17 protein-coding genes and 1 pseudogene are annotated in these 21,661 nt (G+C 71.8%); 17 read left to right on the top strand and 1 reads right to left on the bottom strand.

The features are described 5' to 3' along the window. Positions 1-3 precede the first annotated feature (3 nt). The 11 genes and pseudogenes from ACZ4S3_RS03365 to ACZ4S3_RS03315 form a co-directional block, all read left to right on the top strand. Positions 4-1,173 (top strand): pyridoxal phosphate-dependent aminotransferase, encoded by a 1,170-nt coding sequence (locus ACZ4S3_RS03365; RefSeq protein WP_467925097.1) that lies wholly within the window; start codon positions 4-6, stop codon positions 1,171-1,173. Continuing rightward, the gene (locus ACZ4S3_RS03360) at positions 1,163-2,137 is read left to right on the top strand and encodes a 3-methyl-2-oxobutanoate hydroxymethyltransferase (protein ID WP_467925095.1); all 975 of its coding nucleotides are present in this window, start codon (positions 1,163-1,165) and stop codon (positions 2,135-2,137) included. The genes ACZ4S3_RS03365 and ACZ4S3_RS03360 overlap by 11 nt, the downstream gene beginning before the upstream one ends. Further along, positions 2,134-3,468, top strand: a complete 1,335-nt coding sequence (ectB, locus tag ACZ4S3_RS03355) for a diaminobutyrate--2-oxoglutarate transaminase (protein ID WP_467925093.1) — start codon at positions 2,134-2,136, stop codon at positions 3,466-3,468. The genes ACZ4S3_RS03360 and ectB overlap by 4 nt, the downstream gene beginning before the upstream one ends. Next, positions 3,465-4,457 carry a diiron oxygenase gene (locus ACZ4S3_RS03350; RefSeq protein WP_467925091.1) on the top strand — a complete coding sequence of 331 codons (993 nt, stop codon included), beginning with the start codon at positions 3,465-3,467 and terminating at the stop codon, positions 4,455-4,457. Before ectB ends, ACZ4S3_RS03350 begins: the two co-directional genes overlap by 4 nt. A 1-nt stretch (position 4,458) precedes the next feature. Then, complete coding sequence (locus ACZ4S3_RS03345) at positions 4,459-5,688, top strand: MFS transporter (protein WP_467925089.1); 1,230 nt, start codon at positions 4,459-4,461, stop codon at positions 5,686-5,688. Then, positions 5,681-6,421, top strand: coding sequence for a TSUP family transporter (locus ACZ4S3_RS03340; protein WP_467925087.1), 741 nt, complete (start codon positions 5,681-5,683; stop codon positions 6,419-6,421). Before ACZ4S3_RS03345 ends, ACZ4S3_RS03340 begins: the two co-directional genes overlap by 8 nt. Before the next feature lie 112 nt (positions 6,422-6,533). Then, the gene (locus ACZ4S3_RS03335) at positions 6,534-7,406 is read left to right on the top strand and encodes an NAD(P)-dependent oxidoreductase (RefSeq protein ID WP_467925085.1); all 873 of its coding nucleotides are present in this window, start codon (positions 6,534-6,536) and stop codon (positions 7,404-7,406) included. After that, complete coding sequence (locus tag ACZ4S3_RS03330; protein WP_467925083.1) at positions 7,403-8,686, top strand: ATP-grasp domain-containing protein; 1,284 nt, start codon at positions 7,403-7,405, stop codon at positions 8,684-8,686. The genes ACZ4S3_RS03335 and ACZ4S3_RS03330 overlap by 4 nt, the downstream gene beginning before the upstream one ends. Beyond that, entirely contained in the window at positions 8,683-9,216 is a 534-nt protein-coding gene (locus ACZ4S3_RS03325; protein WP_467925081.1) for a flavin reductase family protein, read from the top strand. The genes ACZ4S3_RS03330 and ACZ4S3_RS03325 overlap by 4 nt, the downstream gene beginning before the upstream one ends. 344 nt (positions 9,217-9,560) lie before the next feature. Further along, positions 9,561-10,874, top strand: coding sequence for a M64 family metallopeptidase (locus ACZ4S3_RS03320; RefSeq protein ID WP_467925079.1), 1,314 nt, complete (start codon positions 9,561-9,563; stop codon positions 10,872-10,874). A 336-nt stretch (positions 10,875-11,210) separates the two neighbouring features. Next, positions 11,211-11,375: pseudogene (locus tag ACZ4S3_RS03315) on the top strand (aldo/keto reductase); the annotation flags it as partial. 266 nt (positions 11,376-11,641) lie between these two features. Here the strand turns inward: ACZ4S3_RS03315 and ACZ4S3_RS03310 are convergent. Further along, the gene (locus ACZ4S3_RS03310; protein WP_467925077.1) at positions 11,642-12,898 is read right to left on the bottom strand and encodes an alpha/beta hydrolase family protein; all 1,257 of its coding nucleotides are present in this window, start codon (positions 12,896-12,898) and stop codon (positions 11,642-11,644) included. A gap of 407 nt (positions 12,899-13,305) precedes the next feature. Here ACZ4S3_RS03310 and ACZ4S3_RS03305 point away from each other — a divergent pair, with 407 nt between their 5' ends. The 6 genes from ACZ4S3_RS03305 (at position 13,306) to ACZ4S3_RS03280 (ending at position 21,661) form a co-directional block, all read left to right on the top strand. Then, a complete protein-coding gene (locus ACZ4S3_RS03305) occupies positions 13,306-15,636 on the top strand; it encodes a cache domain-containing protein (protein ID WP_467925075.1) in 2,331 nt (776 codons plus the stop codon). Between the two features lie 13 nt (positions 15,637-15,649). Next, positions 15,650-16,987, top strand: coding sequence for a poly-gamma-glutamate synthase PgsB (gene pgsB, locus ACZ4S3_RS03300; protein ID WP_467925073.1), 1,338 nt, complete (start codon positions 15,650-15,652; stop codon positions 16,985-16,987). Continuing rightward, the gene (locus tag ACZ4S3_RS03295) at positions 16,984-17,466 is read left to right on the top strand and encodes a poly-gamma-glutamate biosynthesis protein PgsC/CapC (protein WP_467925071.1); all 483 of its coding nucleotides are present in this window, start codon (positions 16,984-16,986) and stop codon (positions 17,464-17,466) included. The genes pgsB and ACZ4S3_RS03295 overlap by 4 nt, the downstream gene beginning before the upstream one ends. A 46-nt stretch (positions 17,467-17,512) precedes the next feature. Then, a complete protein-coding gene (locus tag ACZ4S3_RS03290; RefSeq protein WP_467925069.1) occupies positions 17,513-18,565 on the top strand; it encodes an NlpC/P60 family protein in 1,053 nt (350 codons plus the stop codon). Positions 18,566-18,641: 76 nt separating this feature from the next. After that, entirely contained in the window at positions 18,642-20,558 is a 1,917-nt protein-coding gene (locus tag ACZ4S3_RS03285; protein WP_467925067.1) for an ArnT family glycosyltransferase, read from the top strand. 230 nt (positions 20,559-20,788) lie between these two features. Further along, the gene (locus tag ACZ4S3_RS03280) at positions 20,789-21,661 is read left to right on the top strand and encodes a protein kinase family protein (RefSeq protein WP_467925065.1); all 873 of its coding nucleotides are present in this window, start codon (positions 20,789-20,791) and stop codon (positions 21,659-21,661) included.

Below are 21,661 nucleotides of genomic sequence, written 5' to 3'. Positions count from 1 at the left end.
CCCATGCCGTCGTTTGCTAGACCCCTCAGCGAGATACCCCCCTCCCCGCTGGTGGCCGTCGACCGGCTGCTGCGCTCCGGCGCGCACACCGAACCGGTGCCGTTGCAGCAGGGCAAGACCGTCTTCGAGCCCTGCGCGCGGCCGAGCACCTGGGAGCGTGCGGAGTTCGGGATCGCGGCCCACGAGCACGCGCCGCCCGCCGGAGTCCCCGCGCTGCGCTCGGCGTTCGCCGAGGCGGCGAGCCGACGCCGGGGCACCCCCGTCGACCCCGGGCAGGTCCTGGTGACGAGCGGCGCCACCCACGCCATCGCGGTGACCCTGCACGCCATCCTGGATGCGGGCGACGAGGTCCTCATCCTGTCCCCGCAGTGGCTGTTCGCGACCGGCCTGGTCTGGGCGGCCGGCGGGACGCCGCGCGAGGTGCCGGTCTTCCTGGAGCTCAGCCAGGACCCCGACTTCGACTTCATCGCCGCGATCGAGCGGGCCGTGGGGCCGCGTACCCGGGCGATCTACTTCAACAACCCCAACAACCCGACGGGCTTCCGCCTGGACGAGCGTGCCCTGGGCGCGCTCGCCGAGCTCGCCGCGCGGCACGACCTGTGGCTGATCGCCGACAACGCCTACGAGAACTACGACTTCAGCGACGGCGGCTTCCTCGACATGGCGACCGTCCCCGGCGCGGCGGAGCGCACCTTCTCGGTGCACAGCTGCAGCAAGACGTACGCGATGCCCGGCGCCCGCGTGGGCCACCTGGTCTCGCCGCCCGGCGCGGAGGAGATCCTCACCAAGTGGTCGCTGCACACGCTGTACTCGGTCTCCACGGCCGCGCAGTACACCGCGTTCCGGGCGCTCGCCACACCCGCCGACGAGCTCGCGCGGCGCCGGGCGATGGCGGAGCGGGCGTGGCAACTCGCCGACGCCGCCCTGGAGATTCCGCACACCCGCATCAAGGGCGGGCTCTACACCTTCCTCGACCTGAGCCGCTACGGCGACGGCGCGGAGTTCGTGCGTCGCTGCGCCGAGGCGGGCGTGGGACTTGCACCGGGCCGGGTGTTCGGCGCCCACTGCGAGGGCTGGGCCCGGCTCTGCTTCACCGCGGCACTCGAAGAGGCCGTCACGGACGCCATCGGCCGTATCAACAAGATCTACTGGGAGGGCGGCCGTGACCGTTGACACCACCGTGGCCAGGCCGGCGGCGGCTGCCGCGCTGGCTCCGTATCTGCACCGGTACGACAGCCCGGCACAACTCGGACTCAAGATCAACGCGTATCGGGGTTACGAGGTGGAGGGCCTCGCCGAGGCGCTGCGCGCGCCGGATCTGCACGACGCCCCCGTCGAATGCGTGATGGTCGGCGACTCGTACTTCATGACCCACCTGGGTCGCAGCGGCACCACGCTGACCGGCGACGCCGAGCAGGAGTGGGGCCTCGCCACCCTCACCGGCCTGGTGGCCGAGGTGCGCAAGGCGCTGGACGCCGAATTCCCGGCTGCCAGGAGGCCGTTCCTGCTCGCCGACCTGCCGGACGGGGCGACCCGCAGCCCTGCCACGGCCCGGACCGCCGCCGACCGGTTCGTCGCGGCCGGCGCGGACGCCGTCAAGATCGAGGTGGCGGGCGAGGGCGAGTTCGACTGCATCGAGGCGGTGGCCGGGACCGGCACGCCCACCCTGGCGCACCTCGGCTACACCCCGCAGACCGGCGGCCTGGCCCGGCACGGCGACGCCCTGGACGGCGCGCTCGCGCTCTTCGCGCAGGCCCGCAGGTCCCGGGCCGCGGGCGGCTGCGGGCTGATCATCGAGATGGTCAGCGAGGCCGTGAACCAGGCGTTGAGCCGGCCGCACCCCGAAGGCCTTCCGCTGTACTCGGTGTTCAGTGGCCGGGCCCGCTGGGGCGGCCAGAGTCTCAACCTGTGGGACGCCGTCGTACGCCCCGTCCCGGGCGGCCGCTACTTCCCGCCGACCCCGGTGATCGACGCGGCCGAGGTGCCGGAGCGGTACACCCCGGAGCTGATCGCACACCGCATGCGCGAGCTGCTGCGGCTCAGCGTGGCCGGCTGGTTCCCGCTCTCCCCGCGCACCGCCCTGACCCCCCGTGAGACGGCCGAGATCACCGGCATCGACCCTTGGAGTGCCTCATGACCACCGCCGAACCGGTCACCGCAGGGCCGGCGACCCCCGGATCGGAAACGGCCGTCTTCGACGAGCTCGAATCGGCCGTACGCACCTACTGCCGGCGCTTTCCCGCCGTCTTCACGCGGGCGGCGGGACACCGCATGTGGGACGCGGACGGGCGCGAGTACATCGACTTCCTGTCGGGCGCCGGTGCGCTGAACTACGGCCACAACCCGCCCGAGGTGCGCGCCGCCCTCATCGAGTACCTGCAGGCCGACGGACCGGTCCACGGCCTCGACCTGCACACCGGCGCCAAGGCCGCGTTCCTGCACCGCTTCCGCGAGGTGGTGCTCGCGCCGCGCGGGCTCGACCACCGGGTGCAGTTCACCGGGCCGACCGGCACCAACGCCGTCGAGGCGGCGTTCAAGACGGCCCGCCGGGTCACCGGACGCACCGACATCATCGCCTTCACCGGCGGCTTCCACGGCCTCTCGCTCGGCGCGCTCGCCGCGTCCGCCACCGCGTTCAAGCGCGGAGCGGCCGGGGTGCCGCTCGGTCACGTCACGCGGATGCCGTACGAGGGGTACGCGGGCGAAGGCGTCGACACCATCGACTACCTCACCCGCCTGCTCGACGACCCGGGCAGCGGCATCGACCTGCCCGCGGCCTTCGTGGTGGAGACCGTGCAGGGCGAGGGCGGCCTCGCGGCGGCGAGCGCGCCGTGGCTGCGCAGGCTCGCCGAAGTGGCGCGCGAGCGGGGCATCCTGCTGATCGTCGACGACATCCAGGCAGGATGCGGGCGCACCGGCACCTTCTTCAGCTTCGAAGAGGCGGGCATCGTCCCCGACCTGATCTGCCTGTCCAAGTCCATCAGCGGCTTCGGCCTGCCGATGGCCCTCGTCCTGGTCCGCCCCGAGCTCGACCAGCTGGGCCCCGGCGAGCACAGCGGCACCTTCCGCGGCAACAACCTGGCCTTCGTCACCGCCACGGCCTGCCTGGACCGCTGGGCGGATCCGGAGTTCGCCCCGCAGGTGCGGCGCAACGCCGCCGCCCTGGAGGACCGACTCACCGAACTGGCCGCCAAGTTCGCGGACCTCGGCTGCACCGTGCTCGGCCGCGGCCTGATCCGCGGGCTCGGCTTCACCGACCCGACGCTCGCGGACCGGGTGTCACGGGACGCCTTCACGCGCGGGCTCCTGGTGGAGACGTCCGGCGCCCGCGGCCAGGTCCTCAAGATCATGCCGCCGATCGTGGCGGACGCCGAAGAGCTGGCGCCCGGCCTCGCCCTCCTCGCCGACTCCCTCGCGTCGGCCGCACGAGACGCACAAGACCGCGCATCCGAAGGGGACTTGAGTTGAGCATCGCCGAGCACGAGCAGACCATCGAGGGCGGCCCCGAAGACGGTCATGAGGACGGCCACGCGCACGGCATCGACGAGAGCGTGCTGCGCCGGATCGCCGACTCCTGGCCGCGGCGCGCCACGATCCGCACCGATCTGGACCAGATATCGGAGCCGGAGGAGTACGACGAGCGGCTGCCGGACTACCCGGAGCACCTGCTGCCGTTCGCCGAGCACCCCCTGTACCTCGCGGCCACGCCCGAGCAGCGCCAGAAGGTCCTCACCATGGCCTGGCTGGTCTACAACGAGCGGGTCATCGCGGCCGAGGAGCACGTCGCCAACCCGACCTTCGCCATGATCATGCACGGCGCCTTTCCCGGTGCCGACAGCGTCCAGCTCAAGCGCGCCGTCCAGCAGACGCACGTGGACGAGGTCTGGCACACGTACATGCACATGATCGCGATGCAGCGCACCCGCGAGGTCCGGCAGATCACCGGCGAGCCCGCCTACCCGCACACGGTCACCTACCGCCGACTCCTCGAGGCCGACGCGAAGGCGTCGGAGCGCTGGGAGCGCGACCTGCTGAAGCTGGTGTGGACGACCGTCTCGGAGATCAGCGTCAACGCCTATCTGGAACTGCTCTCCCGCGACAAGACCGTCCAGCCGCTGCACGCACTGGTGCCCCGGCTGCACGCCCGCGACGAGTCCGCGCACTCCTCCGTCATGGTCGAGGTCGCCAAGGCGCTGTACGTGCACATGAACGCCGAACAGCGCCGCACCTTCGTCGACTCGCTGCCCACGGCGCTGCACGCCTTCGTGGAGCAGGACTTCGCGGTGTGGCCCGGTATCCTGCGGGCGGCCGGGTTCGAGAAGGCCGACGAGATCGTCGAGGACTGCCGCCGACAGGCCGGCACCGGCCTGCTGGTGCGCGACTTCTCCGGGGTACGGCGCATCGTGCGCGAGATGGAGCTCGAGGACCAGGTCGACTTCGACTTCGGGACCGAGTGACGTGAAGCTCACCGCGGGCGGGCGCAGGCTCGCCGCCGCAGCCCTCGTCCAGTCGCTCGGCATCGGCCTGTTCATGGCGAGCTCCATGGCGTACTTCATCCGGCAAGTGGACCTCTCGGCGAACCAGGTGGCCTCCGGGCTCGCCCTCGCCGGTGTCGTGGCCCTGGGGATCTCGCTGCTCGGCGGGGTTTTCGCCGACCGGTACGGGGCACGGCGGGTACTCGCCGCGGTGTATCTGGGGCGGGGGGTGTGCTGTGCGGCGTACGTCTTCGTCACGGACTTCTGGCAGTTCATGGCGGTGACGCTGTGCGCGGTGGCGTGCGACCGGGCGGGGCCTCCGGTGCTTCAGGCACTGGTCGCCGTGGCCGTGCCGGAGCGTCAGGAGCGCACCCGGCTGCTCGCGGTGGTCAATGTCGTACGCAACTGCGGACTCGGGGTCGGCGCGATGGCGGCCGGCGTGGCGCTCGCCAGCGACACCCAGGCCGCCTACCGGGTCACGCTGGTCACCATCGGGCTCGCCTTCCTCGGCGGTGCGGTGCTCGTGCTGCGGGTGTCCGAGCCGGCCGCGCCGACGGCCGAGGCCGCCCCGGAGGGCGCTGCGGAACGGCCGGTCAGGGGCCGGGTGTTGCCCGACGCGCGCTATCTGACGCTGACCGGGCTCAACTTCCTGCTGTTCTTCTTCGACACGATGCTGCTGGTCGCGATGCCCGTGTGGATCCTGGAGCACACGGATGCCCCGCGGGCCACCGTGTCCGTGCTGTTCGCGCTGAACACCGTGCTCGTCGTGGTGCTGCAGATCCCGGTCAGCAAGCTGGCGACCGGCCAGCGGCGCACCACCCGGATGCTGACGTGGACGGGCGCCGTGCTCGCGGTGAGCAGTCTGTGCTTCGCCGCGTCCGGCTCCGTCGCGGGCGGGCCCGCGGTGGCGTGGCTGGCCGCCGCCGTGGTGACGCTGTCCCTGGCCGAGGTGATCGCCAACTCCGCGGTGTGGGACCTGTCCATCGCCCTGGCCCCCGAGGAGCAGCGCGGACGCTATCTGTCCGTCTTCAATCTGAGCGTGGCCGGACAGCGGGTCCTCGGCCCCGTGATGGTCACCGGGCTGCTGCTCGGCTCGGGTTCGCTCGGCTGGTTGGTGGCCGCGGCGGTGCTCGTGGTGGCGGGCGTCGCGGCCGAGCGGGTCGCCCGCGCGGCCGGGGAGCGGATGCGCGCAGGGAGGCCCGTCGATGCCTGAACTGTCCGTCCTGGTCTTCGCGTCCGTCGCGGTGTTCCTCGGCGCGCTGGTCCAGGGCAGCCTGGGAGTGGGTCTCGCCCTGGTGTCGGCGCCGGTGGTGCAGATCGCCGCGCCGAGTCTCATGCCGGGGTCACTGCTCCTGGTCGCCGCCGTCCTGGCCGCGCTCGGGGCGGTCCGGGAGATCTCCCACACCGACTGGTACGGCGTCTCCTGGGCGATGGCCGGGCGGATCGTGGGCACGGTGGCGGCCTCGTACGTGATCCTCGTGGTCTCGGTGTCGACTCTCGACCTGCTCTCGGCGGGCATCACCCTGGGCGTCGTCTCGCTGCTCGCCTTCGACCCGGCCCGGCTGCCCAAGAACCGGGGCACGCTGATCGCCTCAGGCGCCGTGGCGGGCCTCACCGGGACGACGTCGTCCATCGGCGGTCCGTTCATCGCGCTCGTCTACCACCAGGAGCCCGGGCCCAGGATCCGCGGCACCCTCAGCGTCTTCTACACGGCAGGGACGCTGCTCTCGCTCGGCTCCCTCACCGTCGTCGGCCGTCTGTCGAGCGAGCAACTGGCCTTCGGGGCCATGCTGTTGCCCGCGGTGGTGGCGGGATTCGCGCTGTCGGGGCCGGTCCGGCGGCGGGTGGACGGCGGCGGCCGGATGCGCAACGGGGTGCTCGTCCTCGCGGTCGTCGCGGCGCTCGTCCTCCTCGTCCGGGGACTGGCCGCCATCGTTACGGGATGAGAGCGGCGCTACGCCACGAGCGCGCCGGAACGGCATGAGCACGCCGGAACGGCATGAGCGCGTCCGCTTGGACGCGCGAGCAACAAGTACCGAGAAAGGAACGGATCGGATCATGCGGGTGGGATTTGCGGGACTGGGGTCCATGGGCGGAGGGATGTGCCGTCGCCTCGCGGAGCGCGGGTTCGACGTGGTCGCGTACGACGCCGATCCGAGCGTCGCCGCGGCGGCCGGTGAGCACCCGGGCGTGCGCACGGCGGAGGGCGTCGCGGACCTGGCCGCGCCGGTGGTGGTCACCATGCTCCCCGACGGAGCGGCCGTTCGGCAGGTGGCCGATGAGCTGCTCCCGCACCTCGCCGCGGGCTCCCTGATCGTCGACACGGGCTCCTCGGCACCCGAGGACACGCTGGCCCTCGGCCGCGCGGCCGCCGCGCACGAGGTGTCCGTGGTGGACGCGCCGGTCTCCGGCTCCCCGGCCGCCGCGCGCGCGGGTGAGCTGACACTGATGGCCGCGGGCGAACCCGAGCACGTGGCACGGGCGGAGCACGTACTCGGCGCGCTCGGCACGGTGTACCGGGTGGGTCCCGCGGGCGCGGGCCACGCGCTGAAGGCGCTCAACAACCTGCTCTCCGCCATCAATCTCGCCGCGGTCACCGAAGTCATGCTCGCCGGGCGGGCGTTCGGTCTCGAACCCGCGGCGATGCTGGAGGTGATCAACGCGTCCACCGGCCGCAACCACGCCTCGCAGACCAAGCTCCCCGACCATGTGCTGCCCGGTACCTTCGACTCGGGTTTTGCGCTGCGCCTGATGCTCAAGGACATCCGCATCGGCACGTCGCTGCTCGACTCCGCGGGCGGCCCCGCCGCCTTCGGCCACGCCTGCCAGGAGCTGTGGGAGAAGGCGCACGACGAACTGCCGGCGGGCGCCGACAACGTCGAGGTCGTGCGCTGGCTGGAGAACGCATCGGGACGGGAGCTGCGCGCATGACGCACGAGAACGCACCGCGGATCGCGGTCATCGGCGGCCAGGTCGCCGCCCTGAAGAAGGCGCGGAAGGCCGGCTTCGACGTCGTCTGGGTGTACGGCCCGCACGAACTCGACCCGTCGGGCCTGGAGTTGGTGGCCGAGGCCCACCTCACGGACTACCGCGACCCGCAGGCCGTCGCCGATCTCCTCGCCGCCGTGCACCGGCACCGGCCGCTGGCCCGGGTCGTCTCGATCATCGAAGACGGCCTGGAGTCGGCGGCGGCCGCGACGACGGCGCTCGGCCTGCCGGGCACCGGCCTCGACACCGTCCGCGTGCTGCAGGACAAGCTGGCCTTCCGGGAGCTGCTCGCCGAGCGGGGCATCGAAGGGGTCGCCGCCCGCCTGGGGCACGACGAGGCCGACATCCGCGCCTTCGTCGCCGAGTTCGGGCCCGCGGTGATCAAGCCCAGGTACGGATCCGGCAGCCTTGGCGTGCGGCTGGTGCAGGGCTCCGACGCGGTCCCGGAAGTCGCGGCCTGGGCAGCGGAGTTCGGGCTGCACACGTTCGTGATGGAGCAGTATCTGCAGGGCCCCGAGTTCAGCGTGGAGGCGTTCAGCTTCGCGGGCGAGCACGTGGTCGTCGCGTACACGGCCAAGGAGAAGCTGGACTCGTTCGTCGAGGTCGGGCACGTACAGCCGGCGGGCCTCGACGCGGACGCCACGGCCCGGATCGATTCGCTGGTCACCAGGATGCTGGACGCCGTCGGCGTCACGGACGGCCCCTCGCACACCGAGGTGATCGTCACCTCCGACGGCCCCCGCCTGGTGGAGTCCCACAACCGGCGCGGCGGCGACCGGATCACCGACCTGACCCACGAGGTGTACGGGACCGACATCGACGCGCTGGGCTTCCTCTGGTACGCGGACCGTACCGCGCCCATCACGCCGGGCCCGGCCAGGGGCGGCGGCGCCATCCGTTTCCTGACCGCCGAGCCGGGCATCGTCGAGTCCGTCACCGGAGCCGACGAGGTGCGCGCCGATCCGCGGGTGGTGGCCCTGCAGCTCTCCGTCGCGCCCGGTGACACGGTGGCCCCCATCGCCTGGTCGTACGACCGGTCCGGGCTGCTCATCGTCCGTGGCGAGTCGGCCGACGAAGCGCGTGCCCTGGCCCACGAACTGGCCGCCCGGATCACCATCAAGACCCGGCCCGACACGGCGTCGGGCACACCGCGCTCCATCGCGGCCGTGGCCCCCCGCCCCGAACGGCTGCTCGGCACCACGCCCTCAGGTACGGGCTCGTGACCACCGCGGCGCCCACGGTCGGCGCCGGTCAGCTGCGCACCGCACTGAGGGGGCACGCTTCCGGCGTGGCGGTGCTCACCGCGGCCACGCCCTCAGGCCCCGCCGGGGTGACGATCACCTCGTTCACCTCGGTGAGCGCCGAACCGGCGCTGGTCTCCTTCGCGCTCGCCGAGACGTCCTCGACCTGGGCCAGGATCAAGGACTGCCAGAGGTTCGGGATCCAGCTGCTCGGCGCCGCCCAGCGCGACGTGGCCGAGCGGTTCGCGGCCGTCGGCGTCGACCGGTTCGCGCCGCCCACCCGCTGGCACACCGGCCCGCACGGGGTGCCGCTGCTCGACGACTGTGCCGCGTGGCTGGTCGCCGCGCGGCACCGCCAACTCAGGCTCGGTGACCACGAGTTGATTGTCTGTGTGGTGGAGCACGTACGGATCGGGGCCCCGGGCGGGAGCCTGGTCCATCTGCACGGGGCCCTGCACGCCGCCCCGGGTACGCCCCCTGCCCCAGGGAGCCCGGAGAGTTCAGAGAGGTGACCCCGACGGGAACTGGAGGACTACAGCGGCAGAAGAACGCCGCCGGCATCGACGGCCTGCCGGCCCGCCCCCACCAAGAGCTGTAGGGGCGGGCGTGGAGTTGGCCAGGAGTGCGCCTTCAGGTGAGCCGGGGAGGCCGGGGAGGCCGACGGGCGGGCAGGTGACCCCGAAGTCCGTTCCTGCAATCGTTCCGATCCTTCTTCGGGATCGGGCCTGAACTCGCCTTTCTCTCACATCACTTGGGCATCATTCGTTGCCCCGTATCCTCCGTGCCCTTTACGTTGAGCGCGTTTGAATCCGGCTCCACCCCCGCTCAGTCGGCGGGACGCGGAAGGAAACCCCCCATGCTCAGACGAATATCCCTACGGACCGCGGTGGCCGCCGGCCTGGCCGTCGCGGCGCTGGCCGGCACCACGGCCGCCGCGACCACGGCACCCGTCGCCCCGGACCCCTCCTCGCAGCGCCAACGTACCCAGCAGATCGAGTACTTCACCGGACCGGGCGGCCACCCTCGGCACACCACCGTCCCCGCCCCCAAGCCGCTCTCCCGGTCCGCAAAGGCAGCGATCGCAGCCGGTGACGGCGATGTCACCCCGATCGTGCAGAACGGCCCCGTGGGCGACAAGCTCGACGTCGTCTTCGTCGGGGACGGTTACACCGCCGCCCAGCAGGAGGACTTCCACGCCGACGTCCGCGCCAAATGGGCCAAGATTTCCGCGGTCGAGCCGTATGCCTCGTACACCGGCCTGTTCAACGTGTGGGCCGTCGACGCGGTGTCCAACGACTCAGGTGTCTCCGGTGACCCGACCAACGACGTGGTCCGCGACACCGCGCTGGACTCGGCCTTCTTCTGTGACGGCACCGAACGCCTGCTCTGCGTCGACACCGGCAAGGTCGAGGCGTACGCCTCCAAGGCCCCGGCCGCCGACCTCGTCGTCGTCCTGTCGAACTCCACCAAGTACGGCGGCGCGGGCTACAACGACATCTCCTCACAGGTCGGTTACGAAGGGATCGCCACCGCCTCGTCCGACAACGACCGGTCCGACCAGATCGCGGTGCACGAGACCGGTCACTCACTCGGCAAGCTCGCCGACGAGTATGAGTACGGCGAGTCCGGTACCTACTCCGGCCCCGAGCCGACGGGGGCCAACCTCACCACCCTCTCCGCGGACCAGATGACCGCCCAGCGGCAGAAGTGGTACCGCTGGCTCGGCCAGGAGTCGCCGGACGGCGGCACGGTCGGTGCGTACGAGGGCGGCGGCTACTACCAGTACGGGCTGAACCGGCCCACCGAGAACTCGATCATGCGGTCCCTCGGCCGGGAGTTCAACCTCCCCGGCCGTGAGGCGATGATCGCCGCCTTCTATCGCCATGCGAGCGTGCTGAGCAGCCCGGTCGCCACCGACCGCGCGCTGCGTCGTGGGGACCGCATCCGGGTCTCGCTGCCCGCCTCCGCACGGGTGAAGTGGTATGTCGACGGCCGCGAGCAGAAGGCTGCGCGCGGCCGGACCGCGGTCGTTCCGCGTGCTCTCGGCGTCCTCGCGGACGGCCGCAGCCACACCGTCACCGCCCGCGCCACCGACCGCACGGACGCGGTGCGCCACCCGACGGTGCGCAAGCTGCTGTCCGGAAAGCTGAGCTGGCGGATCGCTCCCTGAACGGACGGTGACCCGTCCCGGCCGCCGGGGCATGGACAGCGCCGGCGGGACCCTGCCGGGAGGAGCAGGTGTTCGGCCTTTTTGTGGCCCAGCACGGCCGCCGCCGGCGCGTACCAGGTCGAGGACCAGCCGCTCCTGCTGCTCGACGGGGCCTCCGGGGCCGGGGCGGCATCACCCACGGCACCGAGATTCGGGTGCGCCGCCCGGCCGCCGGACGTAAGGACCGGGATGAGTTCATCTCCTGCCGCTGTTCGATCCGTCGCAGCCCGTCGGCGAACAGGTCCATTGCGGTAGCCGATCCAGGTGACGAGCAGGCCGATCTCGGCACTGCTTGTGATCTCGACCCAGGAAGCCAGGTCACGACGGCTGGGTGCGAACGGCCCCGAGGTCTCGGAGCTGGGCCTGGGCTGCCTGGGCATGTCCGACAACTACGGCCCGGCGGACGAGGCGGAGAGCGTCGCCACGATCCACGCCGCGCTGGACGCCGGCGTCACCCTGCTGTCCGTCCGCCGGCCGTGCGGTCGACGGGGGAGACTTGCCGCCGAGGAGGACCTCCCGCATGCATCTCCTCGCAGCCTTCCTCACTGCACCGGTCGCCTCCCCGGCCGGACCGCTCCACTGGTCGAACCGGCGCAGACGCCACCCGGTATCAGCCTGATGCGGCGCCACTGCCGACGACGGTCCGCTGACGAGACCAGCAGAGGGATCCGCCGCGGCTGAGGGTTTCCAGCAGGTGCTCGCGCAGCGCGCCCGTACGGCCGGTCGGTTCAGCGTACGAAGGCGATCTCCGGGTAGTGGCGGGAGGGGCCGTCGAGGAGGTCGCTGTGCTGGTGGCGCAGTTCCTTGTCGAAGAAGGCTGCCAAGTAGGTGCGTTGGATCTCAATGGCGCGGTCGGGGGTGATCGTGCCGAACATCTGGACGAGTTGGGCGGGGCCCAGCCCGAGCGGGCCGGCCATCTGGGGCCAGAGAGCCTCGTAGTCCATGAAGGAGAGGTGCTCGGAGCCGCGCAGCTTCAGGTCGAGCCGCTCGCCGTGCAGGTGCTTCCAGAAGGTCGACCAGCTCGAATCGGTATTGCGGTTGTGGTTCTGGGAACTGAACAGCAGGAAGGGGCGGTTGAGATCGCGGGTCTTCGCCGGGCCGAAGAACTGGCCGTCCAGGTTGGCGCCGGCGTGGATTCGGGGGTCCGCGTGCATGGCTTCCGGCACGACTGCTCCGCCGAGGGAAGCGCCGAACATCCCTATTCGGTTCATGTCCACCGCGTGGGACAGTCCGTGGGGGAGCGGCGCGTGCTCCACGTCCGGGTTGTGGCCATGGGAGATGGCGGCCAGCTGGTCGATGACGAAGCGGGTGTCCGCGGCCCGGACGGCGATCACCCGCGAAGCAGGGATGCCTGGCGGCATCGTGGCCACTTCCAGCCGGCCGCCGGGGAACTGCACTTCGCTGTCATCGTGGGTGTCATCAACGGTGACGACCAGGTAGCCGCGGCTGGCCAGGTCCTGGGCGAGCGCGGTGCCTGTAGCGCGGTCAGAGCCCCGCCCGGTCGAGTACAGCACTACCGGCAACTTGCCGGCCTTGCGGTCAACCGGGGCGCCGGTGTGGCCGGCGGTGGTGGGCAGAGTCACCGCGTTCGGCGGCAGCCCTCGGGCGGCCAGGAAGTGCGCGGCGGCGGCGGGCTCCAAGTAAGGCGCGGCGGGGTGGCCGGCGGTGTGCGTGGCCGGGTACCAGAGCGAGACCATCAGCTCGCGCGGCCGGCCGTCGGGTATCCACGGATCCGTGCGCTTCTTATCGAGCAGGTGGAGGTTGGCCGTTCCGACCCGGTAGTGCCCGCTCGGGGCGGGGAGCGTCAGCGGGCCCGAGGTGTCCGGCGTGCCCAAGGGCGCTTCTTTGGCCGTGGGCGCCGCGCTGGTCTTGTCGGCAGCGCCGGCCGACCCGATCCCGGCGCCCAGGACGACGGCCAGCGCTCCCGTGGTACCGGCGATCCGGTCACGGAACCGGCTGCGGGGTTTTCTCCGTGCGTGTTTCATGGGCAGCCCTCTCCATGATGGCGATCGCAAACGTGACCGGCGAATAGCCGCTCATCGTAGCGGTGTTCCGAAACCGGATCGCGCCCGGCCGCCACAACGCCCGTTGCGTGTACGGGGAGTTGCCGGCCACGGGCGGTCGGTGATGCGGCGGTGCCTTGGCTGCACGCCGACACCCTGGCTTCGGATGGGGGAGACGTACAAGCGACCTCGCTCCGGCCCGGGTTGGGCGGAACGGTTGCACCTGCGCCCGTATGCGAGAACGAAGTGCGTACGATTTTGTGATTTTATCGTGAGAGGACTTGCTCATGCCGCGAGTCTCTCCACGGATTCCCTGTGCCGAGAGGACGCCTGCCCTGCACCCGGTTGCCCGCGCGCCCCGTCGACACCGCACCCGACGCCGCGCCGACATGCCCCTACTCGGAGGCGTCCGCCCGCCGATCGCCGCGCTGCTCTGCATTCTGCTGGCGGTCGCCGCGTTCTCCGCGCTCGGCCTCGGCACCGTTCGCGAACGGGACGTACCCCAGGCCGTGAGCGACGCGGAACGCCAGATCGCCGCCGATGCCGCCACCTCCGTCGCCACCTCCGTCAACGCCAGAGCCGCGGCCCTGCGCCGCTCCGCGGCGTCGTTCGCGCCCGCCGCCGGCAGCACTCCGGCGCAGGCGATGAAGTCCCTTCTGCCGGCCCGGCCTTCAGCCGGACGTTCCGTACAGGGCGCTGCCCTGCTCGCCCCGAACACCGGAAAGCGGCTGGCGGTCAGCGGCGAACCGGTGCCGTTGACCGGGGTGGACGTGCCCGCCCTGGCGCGTACCGGAGACGTCATGCCCCGGCTGGTCACTGCGGGGAACGCCGGCACCCGGCTGCTGTTCTTCGCCCGGGTGGCCATGCCCGCTGCGGGGCACAACAAGGACGAGAACGCCGACCAGGCACAGGATCTGGACGAGAACCAGGGGAGTGGCGAGCGCGTATTCCTGCTGGTCGTCTCCGAAAAGGTCCTCGCCCCTCAGGTGTACGGGGAAGGGCGCACCGGTCAATTGGTCGACCGGAACGGGAAAGTGCTCGCCACCACTGCCGCCGGTGGCCGGGCCGGGGCGTCCGGCGCCGGCGACCATGCCTTGCTTGCCGCGGTGGAGCGCGCCGCGAACACCGCTCCACGCACCGTCGACGCCTCCGGAAGCCTGCTCGGTGACAGCCACGACGGGTTGCGCAGGGTGGCCGGCTGGGCATCGCTCGCCGCGGCGGACGGTAAGGAGGAGACCTCCGGCCTGGGGCTGACGATCCTCACGTACAGGGACGTGCCTCCGGCGAAGGGCGGCCCCGACCACACGTGGTTCGCCCTCGTGGCCGCAGGCGCGCTGGTGGTGATCGCCGTGTCGGTCGCCGTGGCGCTGTGGGTCACCGTGCAGCGTCCGCTGCTACGGCTCCATCTGTCCGCCGCGCGGCTGGCCAAGGGCGCCTCGGAGATCCCGGAGGCGCGGGAGGAGTTGGCGCGGCCGGTGCCGGTTCCCGCGTTCGGGGAGCTGGGCAGGGCCGGCGGGGCACTGGAGTCGATACGCCGCCAACTGCTCGGTGAGGCGGCACCGGAGCCTGTGCTGTCGGTGCGTCGGCGCCCCGGTGTCCGGTCCGTGGTTCTCGCCTGCGTACTGCTGATCGCCGCCTGGGGGGTGCCGCTGATGTTCCTGGTCAACCGTGTGCAGGCCGGCAAAGCCGTACCGTCCGCCACCGTTGCCGACCAGCAGGCACGCACCGAGGCCGCCGCCGATCGGGTGCGGCAGACCCTGGGCCGGAGTTACACCGACCTCGCGGCGGTGGCGTCGGACATCTCCGGGCAGCCGCGGGAGCGGGCTGCGGACGTTTTGCGGCGTACGCTCACCGGCCATGCCAAGTACCGCTCGCTGTATGTGCTGGACCGCGCCGGCGCCATCGTGACCCGGGTGGGCGAGGAGCCGCTGCGCACCCTCGTCCATGCGCCAACCGGCAGCGGAATCACCCAGGTCAACACCTCGGGCAGGATTCCCGCGATCGCCGCCTACGCCCAGATCCCGTCGGCCAAGAACGCCAAGACCGCCAAGGATGCAGCCCCGGCCGTACTCTTCGCCGAGATCGATGTGAACGCGCTGAACAGTCTGCTGTCCCGGCCGGGGCTCGGCAGTGTCTGGCTCACCGACCAACACCACAGGGTGCTCGCCGCAAGCGTCGGCTTCCAAGCCTTCCAGCCGCTGCCCAGCCAGGACTTCACCCGCCTGGTGGCCAAGACCGAGTCGGCACCCGGGAGTGCGGGCAGCCCGGTGTCGGCCGTAGTGCATGCGGAAACCACGCCGGGTGCCGGCCCGTCGGTCGCGGCCGCCGCGCCACTGGCGCAGACGGGGCATGCCGCCGGACTCGGCTGGCGGTTGGTCTCGGCGGAGCCCGCCGCGGCACTCAAACTGACCGCATATCAGGTCCAGGCGCGCACCATGCTGGCCGGCCTGCTCGCCCTGAGCGCCGGCATCGCCTGCCTGAGCTGGCTGCACATCGTGGTGGTCAGACCGCTACGCGCCCTCACCGGATACGCGGAGCGGCTGGCCGGCGGCGACCGCCGCACAGTGCTGTACCCGGTCCACCACGACGAGTGCGGGTCGGTGACCCGCAGTCTGGAACTGCTCCGGCAGGCACTCGCGGACCGGGGTCGTGGCGATGGAACCGACCTGTTCTCTGCCCCTGCTCAGTCGTCCCGGTGCGGAACTGCACCGGAGCCGTAAAGGATCAACTGACGTGCTTTTCCTCTATGTTGTGCTGCTGCTGAGTTGTGCGGTGCTGTTGGTCGCCGGCGTGCTGGAACAGCGGCGCCACTACGCGGCGCTGGCGCAGATCCCCACCCGTGTGCTGGTCAACGGTATTCGCGGCAAGAGCTCCATCACCCGGCTGTGCGCGGGGGCGCTGCGCGGCGGTGACCTGGTCACCGTTGCCAAGACCACCGGCACCGCGGCCCGGTTCATCCACCCGGACGCCACCGAGGAGCCGGTGTACCGCAAGTTCGGCATCGCCAATGTCGTGGAACAGATCGGCATCGTCCGGCGCGCGGCGGCGTACCGGCCGGATGCGCTGGTGATCGAGTGCATGGCGGTGATGCCCGCACTTCAGGAGGTCAACCAGGAGAAGCTGATCCGCTCCACCATCGGTGTGCTGTGCAATGTCCGCGAGGACCACCTGGAGGAGATGGGTCCCACGCTGGACGACGTGGCCCGCTCGCTCTGCCGGTCGATGCCGGTCGGCGGGGTCTGTGTCACCGCCGAGCGCGAGCGGCTGCACATCCTCAAGGAAGAGGCGGACAAGCGGAGTTGCCGTCTGATCGCGGTCGACCCTGAGTCGGTCACCGACGAGGAGCTGCGCGGGTTCAGCTGGTTCACCTTCAAGGAGAACGTCGCCATCGCGCTGGCGGTGGCGGAGCTGCTCGGCGTGGACCGGGACACCGCGCTGCGCGGTATGTGGGATGCGCCGCCGGATCCCGGCGTGCTCTCCGTCGAGCGCTATCGCACACCGGACGGCAAGCGGCTGCGCTTCGCCAATGTCTTCGCCGCGAACGATCCCGAGTCGACGCTGATGAACATCCGTCAACTCGAGGAGCTCGGCGCGATCCGCCGCCCGCTCAACGTGGTCATCAACTGCCGCCCGGACCGGGTGGAACGCAACGGGCAGATGGGGGCGATCATCCCCGATCTGAACCCGGAGACGGTCTTCCTGATCGGGCACCCCACCAAGAGCGCCCGCGACGGCATCCCCCCGGGCCGGTCATCGGGGCGCGTGGTGGACCTGGGCGGCGACCGGCGGGACGCGGCCGAGCTGACCCACGCCCTCCTCGCCGAACTGGGCCCGGACTCCTCACTGGTGGCCATCGGCAACATCCACGGCCAGGGCGAACTGTTCCTCGAGCACCTCGGCGAGCTGCCCGCGGACGGCACCGGCGAACCGCTCGGGGTCGCGCACCCGCCCGAGCTGGAGCCGTACAGCTGGGTGGCGCCGCTGAACGGCCCGGAGCCCGCCGCGCATCTCCCGAATCCCGCCTCCGCCGGCCACAACGCCCCCCACGACCCGACAAGGAAGCCGCTGTGATCCCCGTCATCGTCACTCCGGAGACAGCCGCGCTGGGGATCGCCCTCGGACTGGTCTTCTCGCTGGTGTGCTATCTGACCACCAATCTCTCTCCCGGCGGCATGATCACCCCCGGCTGGCTGGCGCTGACCCTCGTCACGGACGTGGAGCGGGCCGCACTGATGATCGGCGTCACGGCGCTCACCTTCGCCGCGACCAAGGTCCTGCAGCGCCAGGTGATCCTTTACGGGAAGCGACTGTTCGCCGCCGTGGTGCTGTGTGCGGTGGTGTTGCAGGCCACGGTGATGCTCGCGCTCCAGCACGAGTTCCCGTTCTTGTACACCACGCAGACCCTGGGCTTCATCGTGCCCGGCCTGATCGCCTATCAGCTGGTCCGCCAACCATTGGCGGCCACCGCGATCTCCACCACCGCGGTGACCCTCGGCACGTATGTGGTGCTCGTCGCCGGACTACTGCTGGGGGCACTGCCCACCGGCTGACCGAGCCGGACCGTCCGCCGCCCATCCGCACGTCGAGGAGGTCACCATGGGCACCGACCCCACCCCGCGCCGCGGTCCCAGCCGCCGTCAGGTCCTGAGCGGCGTCGCCGGCCTGGCCGCGACCGCCGGAGTGGTCAGCGCCTACGCACGGCACCGCGTCCACCATCCCGATCCCGGCGAACCGCACGGTGACTTCCCCGTGCCGACCGGCGGCTACCGCTTCGAGCGCCGCCGGACGCCTGCCCGTACGGTGGTCCGCGCCGCCGACGGCCGCGTGCTGGCCACCTTCACCGACGGCGCGCGCACCGCACTGCTGGCCGGCCCGCCCCGTACCTGGAGCGAACCGCGCACCACCGGCGCGGTCGTGCGCGGCAACGCCTGGGTACGGCTGATGCCCGACGGATGGCGGCAGGGCAAGCAGCACACGCGGTGGTTCCGGGAGTGGTTCCCCAAGGTCCTCGCCGACCGGAGCCCGGACGTCTTCGGCGTGGCCTTCCAGTACGGCGACGGGGCACCCGACCGCCGCACCGCAGCCGGCCTGCGCTACGCGGGCAAGGCCCACTTCGGGCCGCGCGTTTCCGGGCAGTCGCCGGAGTCGTTCCACTCCCGCGACGAGAAGTCGGACTTCTACGACTACCTCGGCACCCCCTGGACCTTCCCGGACGGCACCCGCAAGGACCCGGAGGAGGCGCGCTACGGAGACGTGGACTGCTCCGGCTTCATGCGCCTGGTCTGGGGGTACCGCATGGGATACCCCATGCACTCCACCAACATGCCGGGGGCCGGTCTGCCCCGCCGGGCCTACGCCATCGCCGGCCGGGCCCCGGGCGTGCTGCTGATCCCGAACACCGGCCGCCGGCCTGCCGACATCAGCCCGCTGCAACCCGGTGACCTGGTCTTCTTCGCCATCGACATCGGCCGGCCGCACGGTATCGACCACTGCGGCATCTACCTGGGACCGGACGACAACGGGCATCCGCGCTTCTACTCCAGCCGCTCCAGGGCCAACGGACCCACCATGGGCGACCTCGCCGGCCGCGCGACGCTCGACGGCGACGGCTTCTACGCCCAGGGGCTGCGCATGGCCCGCCGCCTGTGAACCCGCCGCCCCCTCATCGTCCCCAGCCTGACGCTCCCCGATCGCCCCCAGCCTGACGCCCCTGAGAGGCCCCGCCATGGCCACCACCCCCGTCACCCGGGACTCCACCGACCGCCACCGCGACCGCGCCCACCGGACGAGCGGAGGCAGGTGGGCCGCGCTGTTTCAACAGGGCGCCGATAAACGGGAGTTGTGGGCGCTGCTGCTGATCCTGGCGATGGCCGCGGTGCTCTACGCCTGGGGCATCGGCCAAGCCGGGGTCCACCCCTATTACAGCGCGGCCGTGCGGTCGATGGCGGCGAACTGGCACACCTTCGTCTTCGGCGGGCTGGACCCGAGCGGCTGGATCACCTTGGACAAGATCCCCGGTGCGCTGTGGCCGCAGGCCCTTTCCGTGAAGCTCTTCGGGCCGTACGACTGGGCGGCAGCACTGCCGCAGGTGCTGGAGGGCATAGCGGCCGTCTGGGCGTTGCACCGGATCGTCCGCGCCTGGGCCGGCCCACTGGCCGGGCTGCTCGCCGCGCTGGTACTCACCCTCACCCCCATCACCGTCGCGCTGAACCGGCACACCATCCCGGACACCCTGCTCGTCCTGCTGCTCGTCCTCGCGGCGGGATCGCTGCAGAAGGCGCTCCGCACCGGGAAGCTGCTGCCGCTGCTCGTCTGCGGAACATGGGTGGGTCTCGCCTTCCAGGCCAAGATGCTCCAGGCCTGGCTGGTCCTTCCCGTCTTCGCCGCGGTCTACCAACTGGCAGCGCCCGGCTCCCGGCTGGACCGGACCTGGCGGCTGCTGCTCGCCGGGATCACCGCACTCGTCGTCTCCTGCTCCTGGCTGCTGCTGGTGTGGGCGACGCCTTCCGCGAACCGCCCCTACCTCGACGGGACCTCCAACAACAACCCCTTCACCCTCGTCTTCGGCTACAACGGGCTGAGCCGCTTCGGCCAGGACCCGCACGCGCTGGGCGCCGTCGCCGGCACCGCCGCCAGCCGCACCACCGGCAACACCGGTTGGACCATGCTGGTCAACCACGTCGTAGGCCCGCAGATCGCCTGGCTTCTGCCGCTCACCGCACTGGCCCTGGTGCTGGGCCTGTTGTGGCGTGCGGGGCAGCCGCGCACCGACGGGCCGCGCGTGGGGTTCCTGCTCTGGGGCGGCTGGCTGACGGTGCACGTCGTGGTATTCAGCACCTCCAACGGCAACCACGGCTACTACACCGCCGTTCTCGCCCCGGCCGTGGCAGCGCTGACCGGTGGCGGAGCGGCCCTCTTCTGGGACCGATACCGCGCCGGCGGCCGGCGCCGGGCGGCGCTGCCCGCCGCGGTCGGGCTGACCGCGCTGTGGGCTGTGGTGATTGACGGTCCGCACAGGGGGTTCGCGCCCTGGTTGCTGCCGATGGTGCTGATGCTCGGCCTGTGCGGGACCGTCGGCCTGTGGTCCTGCGGGCCGCGCAGCACGCGGCGGGCGGTGCACAGCGCCCTGGCGGCAGGCCTGGCGTCCACGCTGCTCGCCCCGGCTGTCTGGGCTACCTCCTGCTTGGATCCGCGGTACGCCGGCTCACCGATGTCGCCGCTGGCCGGACCGGTCGGAGCCGGCTACCTCGACATGCGCCACCACCGGACCAAGATCGGGACCGGTGCCTTGAACACCCCGTCCGTGCGCGACGCCGCACTGCTGAACTACCTCACGGCGCACCGTTCCCGGGAGAGGTATCTACTCGCCACCCAAGCCGCCTACGGCGCTGAGCCGCTGCTGCGCGCCACCTCCCAACCCATGCTGGTCATGGGCGGCTTCACAGGCCTGACCCCGTATCCGACCGCCCAGCGGCTGACCACCCTGGTCTCCACCCACCAACTCCGCTACGCCCTACTGACCACCCGCCGCCCGTCCACACCGGCAACGATCTGGGTGAAGCGGAACTGCACTCGTATCCCGCCGCGCGCCTACGGCCGCATCTCGGACGGAAGCTTCACCCTCTACGACTGTGCCCCGTGAAACGGACCTGGCGGCGCCATGGTGGGCTCGGGCGGTGGTGGAGTCCACGCTGACCAGGGACAGATCCACCTCACCCCGGCGGCGGTGCACCGGCTCGCTATCCCGGGCAAAACGCGCACTACGGACGCCAGTGGGTGTCCGTCGCCCCGGAAATGGTCCCCCCTTTCCCCCCCACGTCCCCGCCGTATATAGGCTCACGCCCCTAACGAGCCTGATGGGGGAGAAGCCGAGTGGAGAGGCTGCGGCAGGACGATCCTGCGCGGATCGGGGACTTTGTGACGTTGGCCCGTCTCGACGCCGACGGCAGCCGGGGCGTTCCCGAGCGCCGCTATCTGGCCCGTAGCGCTGACGGCGGGCACACCGTGCTGGCGTGTCTGCCGCCACCCGGCGGTGACCCGGCGCGGTGGGCGGCCGAGGCGCAGCAGGCGACCCGGCTGACCCAGCCCGGGTTCTGGCCGGTGGCCCAGCTCGGGGGAACGCCGGCCTTTCCCTGGTACACCTCCCCCTACCGGCCCGCGCTGCCGCTGCCCGCCGTCCTGGCCGCGCACGGCGGCCCGCTGCCGGAACCGTTGGTCCGTACGCTCGGCGGCACGCTGGCCGAAGCCCTGGCGTCGGCCCACGTCCTGGGCATCGTGCACGGCGGCGTCTTCCCGGCGGGTGTGCTGCTGACCGCCTGCGGGCCGCTCCTGGGCTGCTTCGGCGCGACCCGTGCGAACCCGGTGACAGAGTCCTCCCCCATGCCGGCAAGCGGGCTGGAGACCGGCTGCCTCGCTCCCGAACTGGCGGCGGGCGGCCCGCCGGACCGGGCCGGGGACATCTACGCCCTGGGTGCCGTGCTGGCGTACGCCGCGACCGGGCACACCGTGCCCGAGCGACAGGAGATCCCCGCCGGCCTGCGGGACATCGTCACGGCGTGCCGCTCGCGCGACCCGGAAGGGCGGCCCGAACCGGCCAGGGTACTCGCGGAGTTGCTGCCGGGTGCGGCCTACGGCGCGCTGGCCGGCTCCACGGAGCCGGTGTCGCTGCCCGGCCGTGTCGTCGAGGCGTTGTCCCGTCAGTCCGCGGAGGTCCTCGCCGCCGCACTCCCCACCCAAGAGCGCTGA

The organism is Streptomyces sp. NPDC028368 (assembly GCF_055565615.1).
Note: the sequence above shows the minus strand (reverse complement) of the source record. Positions and strands in the feature narration are given on the sequence as shown.